The organism is Amycolatopsis sp. NPDC045836 (assembly GCF_056431745.1).
The window spans coordinates 33,438-45,005 of the sequence record NZ_JBWKKF010000025.1 but is presented as its reverse complement, the minus strand read 5'-3'; the positions used below and the strand labels follow the sequence as shown (position 1 = coordinate 45,005).

Annotated in this window: 14 protein-coding genes; 9 read left to right on the top strand and 5 right to left on the bottom strand. The window is 70.8% G+C overall.

All coding sequences use genetic code 11. The annotated features are described in order from the left end of the window. On the bottom strand, positions 1-600 hold the full coding sequence (locus AC07EG_RS33990; protein WP_478257346.1) for a hypothetical protein: 600 nt from the start codon (positions 598-600) through the stop codon (positions 1-3). A gap of 97 nt (positions 601-697) precedes the next feature. On the opposite strand from AC07EG_RS33990, the gene AC07EG_RS33985 reads away from it, so the two are divergent. The 5 genes from AC07EG_RS33985 to AC07EG_RS33965 all read left to right on the top strand — a co-directional run bounded on the left by AC07EG_RS33985 (position 698) and on the right by AC07EG_RS33965 (position 4,912). Further along, positions 698-1,795, top strand: coding sequence for a septum formation family protein (locus AC07EG_RS33985; protein ID WP_478257345.1), 1,098 nt, complete (start codon positions 698-700; stop codon positions 1,793-1,795). Continuing rightward, a complete protein-coding gene (locus AC07EG_RS33980; protein WP_478257344.1) occupies positions 1,795-2,145 on the top strand; it encodes a metallopeptidase family protein in 351 nt (116 codons plus the stop codon). The genes AC07EG_RS33985 and AC07EG_RS33980 overlap by 1 nt, the downstream gene beginning before the upstream one ends. Before the next feature lie 63 nt (positions 2,146-2,208). Then, a complete protein-coding gene (locus AC07EG_RS33975) occupies positions 2,209-2,679 on the top strand; it encodes a YkvA family protein (protein ID WP_478257343.1) in 471 nt (156 codons plus the stop codon). Positions 2,680-2,832: 153 nt separating this feature from the next. Beyond that, positions 2,833-4,428 (top strand): alkaline phosphatase D family protein, encoded by a 1,596-nt coding sequence (locus AC07EG_RS33970; protein WP_478257342.1) that lies wholly within the window; start codon positions 2,833-2,835, stop codon positions 4,426-4,428. Positions 4,429-4,501: 73 nt separating this feature from the next. Next, positions 4,502-4,912: a hypothetical protein gene (locus AC07EG_RS33965; RefSeq protein WP_478257341.1), complete on the top strand. Its 411-nt coding sequence runs from the start codon at positions 4,502-4,504 to the stop codon at positions 4,910-4,912. On the opposite strand, the gene AC07EG_RS33960 is transcribed toward AC07EG_RS33965, so the two are convergent. Next, positions 4,909-5,532, bottom strand: a complete 624-nt coding sequence (locus AC07EG_RS33960) for a DUF4232 domain-containing protein (RefSeq protein WP_478257340.1) — start codon at positions 5,530-5,532, stop codon at positions 4,909-4,911. The genes AC07EG_RS33965 and AC07EG_RS33960 overlap by 4 nt on opposite strands. Before the next feature lie 81 nt (positions 5,533-5,613). On the opposite strand from AC07EG_RS33960, the gene tenA reads away from it, so the two are divergent. After that, positions 5,614-6,297 carry a thiaminase II gene (gene tenA, locus AC07EG_RS33955; protein WP_478257339.1) on the top strand — a complete coding sequence of 228 codons (684 nt, stop codon included), beginning with the start codon at positions 5,614-5,616 and terminating at the stop codon, positions 6,295-6,297. Between the two features lies 1 nt (position 6,298). On the opposite strand, the gene AC07EG_RS33950 is transcribed toward tenA, so the two are convergent. Together AC07EG_RS33950 and pheA are read right to left on the bottom strand one after the other, a co-directional pair. Beyond that, positions 6,299-6,913 (bottom strand): histidine phosphatase family protein, encoded by a 615-nt coding sequence (locus AC07EG_RS33950; RefSeq protein WP_478257338.1) that lies wholly within the window; start codon positions 6,911-6,913, stop codon positions 6,299-6,301. After that, positions 6,910-7,818 (bottom strand): prephenate dehydratase, encoded by a 909-nt coding sequence (pheA, locus tag AC07EG_RS33945; protein ID WP_478257337.1) that lies wholly within the window; start codon positions 7,816-7,818, stop codon positions 6,910-6,912. Before pheA ends, AC07EG_RS33950 begins: the two co-directional genes overlap by 4 nt. A gap of 86 nt (positions 7,819-7,904) precedes the next feature. Here pheA and AC07EG_RS33940 point away from each other — a divergent pair, with 86 nt between their 5' ends. The 3 genes from AC07EG_RS33940 to AC07EG_RS33930 all read left to right on the top strand — a co-directional run bounded on the left by AC07EG_RS33940 (position 7,905) and on the right by AC07EG_RS33930 (position 10,065). Continuing rightward, positions 7,905-8,516, top strand: coding sequence for a macro domain-containing protein (locus tag AC07EG_RS33940; RefSeq protein WP_478257336.1), 612 nt, complete (start codon positions 7,905-7,907; stop codon positions 8,514-8,516). Positions 8,517-8,671: 155 nt separating this feature from the next. Then, complete coding sequence (gene coaA, locus AC07EG_RS33935) at positions 8,672-9,604, top strand: type I pantothenate kinase (RefSeq protein WP_478257335.1); 933 nt, start codon at positions 8,672-8,674, stop codon at positions 9,602-9,604. Positions 9,605-9,930: 326 nt separating this feature from the next. Then, positions 9,931-10,065: a hypothetical protein gene (locus AC07EG_RS33930; protein WP_478257334.1), complete on the top strand. Its 135-nt coding sequence runs from the start codon at positions 9,931-9,933 to the stop codon at positions 10,063-10,065. A 3-nt stretch (positions 10,066-10,068) separates the two neighbouring features. Here the strand turns inward: AC07EG_RS33930 and AC07EG_RS33925 are convergent, their stop codons facing one another. Next, on the bottom strand, positions 10,069-11,556 hold the full coding sequence (locus AC07EG_RS33925) for a hypothetical protein (RefSeq protein WP_478257333.1): 1,488 nt from the start codon (positions 11,554-11,556) through the stop codon (positions 10,069-10,071). Between the last annotated feature and the right edge of the window lie 12 nt (positions 11,557-11,568).

The window sequence follows — 11,568 nt, the reverse complement described above, 5'->3', positions numbered from 1 at the left end:
TCAGGAGCCCCCGCTCTTGCCGTTGCTCGAGTTGCTGATGCCGAAACCACCGCGCTGCACGGACTTGCCGGACTTGGTGGTCACGTTGGCGTTGGACGGCGCGGTGTACGAGCCGCCGCTGATCTTCTGGCCCGGGGCGCCGGTCCCACCGTAGTTGTAGTGGTACTGGTTGTAACCGCCGCCGGGGATCGGGATGAACATGAACCCGCCGCTGTAGTACCCGCCGTGGCTGCGTGCGTAGTTCTCGTCGCAGTAGTCGTCGTTGTCCACCACGGTGCCGTCCGCGGTGACGCAGGTCGCGGTGACCTCGTCCGGCGTCGCCGCGATGTACCAGGCGGCCACCATGCCGACCAGGCCGACGGTGACCCCGCTGCCGATCAGCACCTTCCGCTTGGTGGAAGCCTTGCGCTCGGCCTCGGCCCGCGCCTGCTGCTCGGCGATCTCCCGGTCACGCTGTTCGGCGAGCGCCTGCCTGCGCGCCCGCTGCTCGGCCAGGGTGGGTTCGCGGGGGGTGGTGGTCTCCGCGTCCTGGAAGCGCATGGAACCGCGCTTGGGCTGCTGGTCGGGGGGCTGCGCCCCTCCAGGTGTGTTCTCCGTCATCGAGCGCTCCGTAACCGCTGGCCAACCGCACTTCGCACCGCCCACACTAGTCACCCGAATGCTGGCGCATCCGCGGGACGCAGGCATCATGGAGTAGATGTCTGCAGAATCGGAACGGTTCCGTTCCCGGATCGAGCGCCTGCGCACCTGGCTGCTCATGGCCGGGGTGTCGCTGGGCGCTGTCGTCGCGCTCTCGCTCAACGTGCTGTTCTCCTGGGGCAACGACGACATCACCGGTGGTGGCGGCGGTGGCCGCTCGGAGGCCGAACTGGCCGCGCGCGAGGCGTTCCACTCCCCGCCCGGCAGCTGCCTGAACTGGGAACTCCCGGACGCGAGCGACGCGAAGAAGGTCGGCTGTGAGCAACCGCACCTGTTCGAGGTGATCGGCGTGATCGACGTGGCGCCGCAGTTCCCGCCCGGCGTGCCGTCGCCGGACCTGGCGCAGTGGCGGCAGCTGGGGCAGGAGCGGTGCGCCGAGACCGCCGAGACGTACCTGAAGAAGCCGCTGGACCCGGTCGGCAAGCTGTCCGTCGGCGTCCTCCACCCCAGTGACGAGGAGTGGGCCGAAGGTGACCGCCAGTTGCGCTGCGGTCTCCAGTGGGCCGCGCCCGGCGGGCAGCTGCAGAAGCTGACCGGGACCGCGGCCGAGGAGGACCAGTCCAACGTCTGGCAGGTCGGCACCTGCCTGGCGCTGACCGGCAAGACCGTCGGCGACCCGATCGACTGCGCCCAGCCGCACGCCTACGAGATCATCGGCCTGCTGGACCTGGCCGACAAGTTCGACGGCGACGAGGTGCCGTCCGAGGACGACCAGAAGACCTGGCTGGACACCGAGTGCAGCCGGATCGCCGAGGAGTACACCGGCGGCACCGACCTGACCGAGAAGAAGCTGATCCTGACCTGGGACCTGCGTGAGGCGGAGAGCTGGGAAGCCGGGTCGACCAAGGTCAACTGCAAGGTCGGCGCGAAGCTGGAGGACGGCAGCGGCCTGGCCCCGGTGACCGGCAGCCTGCACAGCGACGGCCAGGCGCCGAAGACCTCCGCCGCCACCCCGGAGCCGCCGCCGACCTCCGCGGTGCCCGCCGACCCGAACGCCGGCAACGAGCCGCCGTCGGACAACCACGAGCAGGTCCCGCCGTCGGGCGCCGAATCGCCGCAGCCGCCGGACCAGCCACAACCCCCGCCGGGGAACTGATGCCGGTCGAAATGACGCTCGCCAGGTTCGAGGAACTGGTCGCCGAAGCACTGGACGAGGTACCGCCGCAGTTCGCCGCCGCGATGGACAACGTGGTGGTGCTCGTCGAGGAGTACAACCCCGACGAACCGGACATCCTGGGGCTCTACCACGGGATCGCGCTGACCGAGCGCACCTCCGACTACGGCGGGGTGCTGCCCGACCGCATCTCGATCTACCGGCAACCACTGCTGGCGATGTGCTCGTCGGAGGCCGAGGTGGTCGAAGAGGTGCTGGTCACCGTGGTGCACGAGATCGCCCACCACTTCGGCATCGACGACGCCCGCCTGCACGAACTCGGCTGGGGCTGAGCGGTTCCACCTAGGGGATCTGCCCGATGACCGCACCCGTCCGCATCCGGGACAATGGGGGACATGACCGGCATTTTCTGGATCGACACGGTGTTCGGCCTGGTGCTCGGCCTGTTGCTGCTGTGGCCGGCCCTGCTGCTCGCGCTGGTGGTGTGGCGGCCGAAGGGCGGCCTGCTGCCCGAGGCGGTGCGGTTGCTGCCCGACGTGCTCCGGCTGCTGCGCCGGATGGCCGCGGACAAGAGCCAGCCCGCCGGGGTGCGGGTCCGGATCAGCCTGGTGTTCGCCTACCTCGCCTCGCCGATCGACCTGGTGCCCGACTTCGTGCCCGCGGTCGGCAGGCGGGACGACGCCATCCTGGCCACCGCGGCGCTGCGCTCGATCGCCCGCCAGGTCGGCATGGCGCCGATCCACCACCACTGGACCGGCAGCCCGCAGGGTTTCGCCGTGCTGCGCGAGCTCTGCGACCCCGAGGTGATCGCCGCCCGTGAACCGGACTACGCCGAACGGCCGACCAAGCCGACCCAGTACCCGTAGCCACCGATCGTCCGAATTGGACGGTGTACAGGAGGCGGGGGAACCGGGGGGCTGGCACGCGCGCCGCGGCCGAGGCATCGTTTGCGGCGAACGTGGGAAACCGCCGCGCAGTGCGACGCGTTTCCGGCGATCCGGTGAGGAGCGGACGAGAAGATGACCGAGTTGGTGCTTGGCCCACAACTGCGGCACGTGAACGAAGATTCCGCCACCATCTGGGTGGAGACCGACGGTCCGTGCACGGTGGGCGTGCTCGGCACCAGCACCCCGACCTTCGAGGCGGGCGGCAGGCACTACGCGCTCGTGGTGCTGACCGGGCTCGAACCGGGCACCACCACCCCGTACCAGGTGCGGCTGAACGACGAGGTGGTCTGGCCACCGGCCGGCTACACCCGCCCGCCCAGCCGGATCCGCACGCTGTCCGAAGAGGACACCCGCTTCCGGATCGTCTTCGGTTCCTGCCGCAAACCGCGGGAGATGCCGTCGATCGGGTACGACGCGCTGATCGCCTACGCCCGCCGGATGGCCGAGCAGGACGAGTCCGAATGGCCGGAATCGTTGCTGCTGCTGGGAGACCAGGTCTACGCCGACGAGACCACCCCGCAGATGCAGGAGTGGCTGAAGACCCAGCGCGACACCAGCGAGCCGCCGGGCACCGAGGTGGCCAACTTCGAGGAGTACGCGCGGCTGTACCACGAGGCGTGGAGCGACGAGTGGCTGCGCTGGCTGCTGTCCACCGTGCCGACGTCGATGATCTTCGACGACCACGACGTGCGGGACGACTGGAACACCTCGCACACCTGGCGCGAGCAGATGGCCGAGAAGGACTGGTGGCCCGAGCGCATCCAGGGCGGGCTCGCCTCGTACTGGATCTACCAGCACATCGGCAACCTCTCCCCGCAGGAACTGGCCGAGGAGCCGATGTTCCAGCAGGTCGTCAAATCCGGGGTGGACAACCTGCCGGCGCTGAAGGAGTTCGCCGAGGAAGCCGACAAGGAGGCCGACGGCCAGAAGGGCGCCCGGTGGTCCTACCGGCGTGACTTCGGCCCGGTGCGGTTGCTGGTGATCGACACCAGGGCCGGCCGGGTGGTCTGCCACGAGGAACGGTCGATGGTCGACGAGGAGGAGTTCCAGTGGATCGAGCGCAACGCCGAGGGTGAGTTCGACCACCTGCTGATCGGCACTTCGCTGCCGTGGCTGCTCCCCCATTCGCTGGCGCACGTGCAGTCCGCCAACGAGGCCGCCTGCCGCCGCCCCGGCTGGCGCGGCAGAGCCGCCGAATGGCTGCGCCAGGCCGCCGACCTCGAGCACTGGTCGGCCTTCCGCCAGTCCTTCGACCGGCTGTCCGAGCTGATCACCCGCACCGGCCGGGCCGAGCGGGGACCGGCGTCGATCTCGGTGCTCTCCGGTGACGTCCACCACGCCTACATCGCCAAGGCCGGGTACGACCCCGCCGTGCCGGCGGCGGTCCACCAGGTGGTCTGCTCGCCGCTGCACAACTCGGTGCCGTGGCCCATGCGGCTGGTGTTCACGGTCGGCTGGTGGCGGTGGGCCGCGAAGGTGGCGAGCCGCTTCGCGCGGCGCGCCGGGGTGCCACCGCTGCCGCTGAGCTGGCGGCGGGAGTCCGGACCGCACTTCGGCAACGCCATCGCCACCATCGACGTCGACGGCCGCGAAGCGGTGGCGTTCCTGGAACTGTCCGGTGAAGCGGGGCTGACGCGCATGCCTGCGGTCCGGCTCACCGAGGGCTGACCCGGGCACGGGAAGATCTCAACCCGGCCGGACGCCTGTACACGCAGGTCAGCGGGTGCTCCAATACCCCATCGTGGGCGATGACGAGCCGGGCACCGCCGCCCAGCTGTCCAGGGCGCAGGTGCTGGCGGGCGCGATCGGCTTTGCGCTGGGTGCCGCGGTGCTCGGCACGCTCTGGGCCGCCTCGGGTTCGGGGAGCGGGGCCGCCGCCGACGCGCGGGCGGCCTGCGCCGCGCTGGAGCGGATCGGCGAGCTGCCCGAACCGGTCGGTGGACGGCTCAGCGGCAGCAGCCTCGCCCCCGGCACGCTGGACCGGCTGGCCGCGGCGAAGTCGTTGTCCGAGGCCGCGGCCGAGCAGCAGCCCGCCTACGAACCACTCGCCGACCACCTCGACGGGGTGCACCGCATGGTGGTCAGCCTCAACTTCGACGCCGGCGGCCGCCGGCACCTCGACCGGGCGACCGCCATCTGCAACCGGACCTAGCCGGTGATCGTCTTCACCGTCAGCTGGTTGCCGGGGATCTGCTCGTTCGCGCAGCCGGTGCCCTCGAACGGCACGATCTTGTAGGCCGTCTCCTGCGGCGGGTAGACCTTGAGGCCGCTCACCTGCGTCGGCTGGCAGGCGGCGGGGTCGTAGTTGCCCACCTGCACGAACCCGACGTCCGCGGTGGCCTTCTGCCCCGGCGCCAGCTCGATCGGCTCCCCCTTGGTGCCCTCGCGGAAGGCGGCCGGGCCGACCTGGTGCTCGTCGCCGCCCGCGGCGTAGGAGACGCCCGGGAAGCCCTGGATGGTGCAGGTGCGCGTACCGGCGTTGATGAACTCCAGCTGCCGGTAGACGGTGCCCGCGGCCCCTTCCGAATCGCCGAGGGTGATGGTCAGGTCGCCGACCTTGCACAGCTCGTCGCCGGCGGCCGGCGGAGCTTCGCGTTCCGACGTGCCGGTCTCGGTGGTGGGCGGTGGTGTGGTGGTTTCCGAGGTCGCCGCGGCCGTGCTCGGGGTGTCCGCGGCCGGAGCGGCCGACTGCGGTGCTTGGCTACCGCAGGCCGCCAAGCCGAGACCCAGCGTCGCGAAGGTCGTCACGGTGACCCAGTTGCGTATTTTCATCTTGTCTCGCCTCCCCGTTACCAGGTGACTACCCAGTAGACGTGCGAACCACACGCCGGGTTGCGCCGGTAGGTTGGTCGCATGCCCGGATTCTGTGACGAAGCGTGGCGGCGCACGGCGAAACTCCAGCAATCCGTGTTGGCCCACCCGTTCAACGAGGAGCTGGCCGCGGGCACCCTTTCGCGTGAGCGGTTCCAGTTCTACCTCGCCCAGGACGCCCGGTACCTGATCGGCTTCGGCCGGGCGCTGGCGGTGGCCGCCACCCGTGCGCCCGACCCGGCGGACCTCAGCTTCTTCGCCGGTGCCGCCCGCGAGGCCGTGGTGGTCGAACGGGCGCTGCACGAGGGTTACTTCCAGGAGTTCGGGTTGAGCGAGGCCGACCTCGACGCCATCGAGACCTCGCCGACCTGCCTGGCCTACACCTCGTACCTGCTCGCCACGGCGCAGTCGGGCGGCTACCCGGAGCTGATCGCCGCGCTGCTGCCGTGCTTCTGGATCTACCAGCACGTCGGCGAGCACATCGTGGCGCACCAGGACCGGGGCGCGGACAACCCGTACCAGGCGTGGATCGACACCTACGCCGACGACGAGTTCGCCGCCGCGGTCACCAGCTGTCGCGGAGCGGTGGACCGGGCCGCCGCATCGGCTGACGAGCGGACCCGATCGAGCATGTTCGCCGCGTTCACCCGGGCGTGCGAGTACGAGTGGCTGTTCTGGGACTCGGCGTACCGGCTGGAGCCCTGGCCCACCGCTCACCTGCGGTGATTCAGACCTCGGTGTCGACCCAGCGCAGGCAGTGCCAGCCGCCGTCCACCGCTTCCAGCACCACGACGCCGGTGTTCGGGATCAGGCTGGCGTCGGCCAGCTCGGGCCGCACGTTGTCGCACAGCCATTCGGCGGCCAGCCGGATCGAACCACCGTGGCCGACCAGCACCACCACACCGTCGGCGTCCGCGGCCTCGTGCCGGTCCCGCAGTTCGGCGACCGCCTTCTCGTAGCGCGTGCGCACCTGCGTGCCGCTCTCCCCGCCGGGCAGCGGCACGTCCAGGTCGCCCTGCGTCCACGCGTGCATGACCCCGGCGAACACCTTCAACGCCTCGTGGTCGGACCGGTCCTCCAGGTCGCCGACGAAGATCTCCTGGACCCCTTCGACCGGCTGCACCCGGAGGCCGAACTTCGCCGCCACCGGTGCCGCGGTCTGCTGCGCGCGGGTGGCGAAGGAGGCGTAGACCGCGCGCACCGGCTCGTCCGCCAACCGGACCGCCAGCTGTTCGGCCTGGTCCCGGCCGAGTTCGGTCAGCGGCGGCCCCGGCAGCGCGGTGTTCAGCGTCCTGAGCACGTTCGCCTCGCTCTGCGCGTGCCGGACCAGGTACAGCTTCACGCCAGTTCTCCTCTCCGGACCGCGGCCACCCAGTCCACGGCTCCGGTGAAATCGTCGTTCGCCGCGCCCGGCTGGATGGTGGCGGCCACGCGGTCGGCCCTCGGGTGCGAGCCGAGGAAGCGCAGGCCGGAGCAGCGCCGCCGCAGCGCGGCCAGCGCGTCGCCGATGCGCGGTTCCGAAATGTGCCCCTCGAAGTCCATGAAGAACAGGTATTCGCCGAAGCCCCCCTTGGTCGGCCGGGCGTCCAGCCGGGTCAGGTTGATGCCGCGGGTGGCCAGTTCGGTGAGCAGCTCGGCCAGCGTGCCGGTGCGGTTCGCCGCGGCGGCGACGATCGAGGTGCGGTCCGCGCCGGTCGGCTCGGGCAGCGCACCCGGCGGCCGCAGCAGCAGGAACCGGGTCCTGGCGTCGCGCACGTCGGCGACCTCGGTGGCCAGCACCTTCAGCGGGTAGTGCTCGGCGGCCACCGGTGCGGTCACCGCCGCGTCGAACTCGCCGTCCCGCACCCCCACCGCGGCGGCGGCGGTGGACGCGGACGCCACCGGCCGCGCGTGCGGCAGGTTCACCTCCAGCCACTGCCGCACCTGCGCCAGCGCGTGCGGGTGGCTGGCCACCGTGCGGACGTCGGCGGCCTCACCGCGGGCCAGCACGCTGAAGTGCACCGGCAGCAGCGCTTCGGCGACGGCGACCAGCAGCTCCTGCTCGGCCAGGCCGTCGAGGGTCGCGGTGACCGGGCCCTCCACCGAATTCTCCACCGGGACGCAGGCCGCGTCGGCCTCCCCTTTGCGCACCGCCGCGAGCGCCGCGGGAATGGTTTCCACCGGGAGCAGTTCCTCGTCGGTGGTCAGCGTGCGGGCAGCCTGCTCGGTGAAAGTCCCCTGCGGGCCGAAATAGGCGATTCGAGACACCCCGCCAGGCTACGCACCCACTTTCACTCGCATAGCCGGTAGGCCGGGCGGTTACGCGTGCCGACATTTTTTGCGATGCTGTGGGCGTGACCGCACATCCGGGCACACACGCCGGCCGCCAGAGTTCGCCAGCCAGTTCCTCCGCGAGCAAACCCGAACTGGTGTTGTGTGCCGTCGACGAGCCCCTCGCCCGCGCCTGGTCACAGGTGGTGGACACAGTGGACGGTCCGGTCCGGGTGCACCGCGGGTCGGTGCTCGACGTGCCGGCCGAGGCCGTGGTCAGCCCGGCCAACTCGCACGGCTGGATGCGCGGCGGCATCGACGCGGTCTACTCGCGGGCCTTCCCGGAGGTCGAGCAGCGCGTACGCAGTGCGGTGCTCGCCTACCACGGCGGGGAGCTGCCGATCGGCGAGGCGCTGGTGGTGGCGACCGGCGAGCCCGCCCCCGCCTGGCTGATCAGCGCGCCGACCATGCGCGAGCCGGGGGAAGCCCTGCCGCCCGACACCGTGCACCCGTTCCTGGCCGCCCGCGCGGTCTTCCGGTTGTGGCGCGACGGGCACTTCGAGCACGGCGGTGAGGTCCGGCACGCGGTGGGCACGATCGCCATGCCCGGCCTCGGCACCGGCGTCGGTGGCGTGGCCCCGGACACGTGCGCGCGGCAGGTTTCCGCCGCCTGGGCGGAAGTCTTCCCCCACTGACGCCCAGCTCAGCGGCCATTCGGCGGACCACACCCCGCCCGGGGTGGACTTCGTCACAGCGCAATCGCCCTCGGTAAGCCCTACCGTTAGATCGACGTTGTCACCCACGTCGATTTGATGCGGCGCAGCCGGCCTCGACGCCGAGGGGAGTGCGGATGCCACGGGTTCGTGAGCTAAGCCCCTATGTGGAGCTACACCGCGAGCAGTGGCGGGAGCTGCGCAGAGCCACTCCGCTGCCGCTGACCGCGGACGAGCTGCTGCGCCTGCGGGGGCTCGGGGAGCAGGTCGACCTGGCCGAGGTGGCGGAGGTCTACCTGCCGCTGTCGCGGTTGATCAACCTGCAGGTCGCCGCCCGCCAGCGGCTCTACGAGGCGACCACCACCTTCCTCGGCGAGGACTGCCGCGGCACCAAGGTGCCGTTCGTGATCGGCATCGCCGGCAGCGTGGCGGTCGGCAAGTCGACCACCGCGCGCATCCTGCGCACCCTGCTCGCCCGCTGGCCGGACCACCCGCGCGTGGACCTGGTCACCACCGACGGCTTCCTCTACCCGCGGGTGGAGCTGATGCGGCGCGGCATCATGCACCGCAAGGGCTTTCCGGAGAGCTACGACCGGCGGGCCCTGCTGCGCTTCGTCACCGAGGTCAAGTCGGGTGCCGAACGGGTCAGCGCGCCGGTCTACTCGCACCTGGCCTACGACATCCTGCCCGGGCAGGAGCAGGTGGTGGAGCAGCCGGACATCCTCATCATCGAGGGCCTGAACGTGCTCCAGCCCGGCCCGCGGCTGACCGTCTCCGACCTGTTCGACTTCTCCATCTACGTCGACGCGCACACCGACGACATCGAGCGCTGGTACGTCGAGCGGTTCCTGAAGCTGCGGCACACCGCCTTCGCCGACCCGGCCTCGCACTTCCACCACTTCGCCGGCCTCCCGGACGACGAGGCCCGCGCCGAAGCCCGGCACCTGTGGCACACCATCAACGAACCGAACCTCATCGACAACATCAAGCCCACCCGTCCCAGGGCCACCCTGGTGCTGCGCAAGGACGCCGACCACTCCATCAACCGGGTCCGCCTGCGAAAGCTGTGAGCGCTGTCCCGCAGGGGTCACCAGCCGAGGAGCTGCCGGTTCCCGAGGTGGGCGACGGGGTGTCCGACTGCCCAGCGCAGCCGGTTTTCCCGGAAAGCACATTCGGCACACCAGCAACTACTTCCCCGTTTTCCGATAACGGTGGGTGATTCCCCGGGCGCGAACTGACGCTGTGTCTTCGGCGAGTCTTCGGCGAGTCTTCGGCGATCGGCCGATCGGACGAGGTGTTCGCAGGTGCACTAACCGGTTGGCCGATACCGGGCAGCGCCCGCCGAAGCGACCCTGGAGTCGGAAATACACATCCTGACCAGGGAGGGGGCGCGCCCGTGTTCACCACCATCATGACCTGGGTCGGCGCGATGTTCGGAGTCGCGGTGCTGCTGGTGATGGCCGCCGGTGCATTTTTTGTCGATTTCGAGGACGCCGCGGGCGAACGCAAGGTCAAAAACGGCGAATCCTGACCCTCAGGTGAGCCGGGTCAGCGCTCGCCGATAGCTCTCGATATCCAGTGCGATTGCGCCGTCGCTTTCCGGCCGCGCGTTTTCCAGCAACACCGTCCGCAACCGTTCCAGCACGGCCTGCCGATCGGCGCCCCGCGCCCGCAGCGCCCGCGCCGCCGCCCACACCTCGGGCGGATCACCGTCCCACAACTGGTGCACCACCATCGCCTTGGTGCCCAGCAACTCGGCCGATGCCGGGTCCAGTTCCTCGTTGGCCACCGCTTCGTGCAGTTCGGGGTGCTCGCCGAGCACCAGCAGCACCCGGTCGTCGAAGTCGGCCGGGTCGAGGTCGACCTCCTCGTCACCGATGGTGGTGCTCACCTCGGGCAGCGCGAACCGCCGCCGCTCCAGCAACTCGGCCAGCTCGTCCTCGTCGGCGTCCTCGGCGTCGCCGGTGTAGGGATCGCGGTCCTCGAAGAAGCCCGCCGCCAGTTCGAGCAGTTCACCGAGGGCGTCCTCGGACAGCTCCCGCTCGGCGGCCCGCCAGCGGATCCAGCTCTCCAGCAGCTCCGGTGACAGGTCCTCGGGCAGTTCGTCGGCCAGCAGTTCCAGCAACTCCGGCCCGACGTGCATCTCCCAGCGCGGCTCCACCTGCCGGGCGAACTCCACCAGCCACTCGACCAGCTCGCGGTTCTCTTCGTCGTCCTCGATGTCGGGGTGCGCCGCGAAGAACCGCCCGGCCGCCGCCTCGACGTCGACCTCCGCGTCCTCCAGATCCGGCGGGACCTCGCCGAGCAACCGCTGCCGCGAGACGAGCAGGCCCTCCAGCTCGGCCTGCTCGGTGGTCAGCACCAGGCTGCGCAGGTAGGCGTCGGAAATCAGCTTCCGCGCCTCGTCCCCGGAAATCCGCTGCAGGCTCGCTTCCTCGTCCAGGTTCGCCCGCAGCTCGGCGAGCACCTCCTCGGGGTTCTCGACCAGCTCCAGCTCGTCGATCTCCCCGCCGAGCCCGATCACCAGCAACAGCCCGTGGTCCGCGGTCTCCGGCCGCTCGAACACGCACAGCAGCACGTGTTCCTCGTCGAACCGGTCCCGCCGCAGCCAGCTCGCCCCCGGTTTCGCCCAGCCGATCAGGTCGGCCCAGGCCGGCGGCTCGACGCCGGCGGCCATCAGCTCGCGCATCGCCGCGTCGGCCCGGTCCGCCGTCTCACCGTCGACGGCGAACTTGCGCAACCCGGCCAGCAGGTTCGCCGCGCCGGGGCCGGATTTGCGGCGGGCGTAGGCGATCAGCTCGAGCAGTTCCTGCTCGGCCGCGCCCCCGTCCTCCGGGTCGAGCTGCGGGACCGCCACCGCGGAGGCCATCAGCTCCACCTCGAGCAGGTCCGGCTGCGGCGGCAACGCCGCGAATTCGGCCAGGATCCGCCGGTGCGCAGCGTTTTCCACCGCGGCACGCGCCGGTGGCTTCTTCTTGCCACCGGTGGGCTTCTTCTTGCGACCACGGCTCACTGGGCTCATGCGGTCATCGTG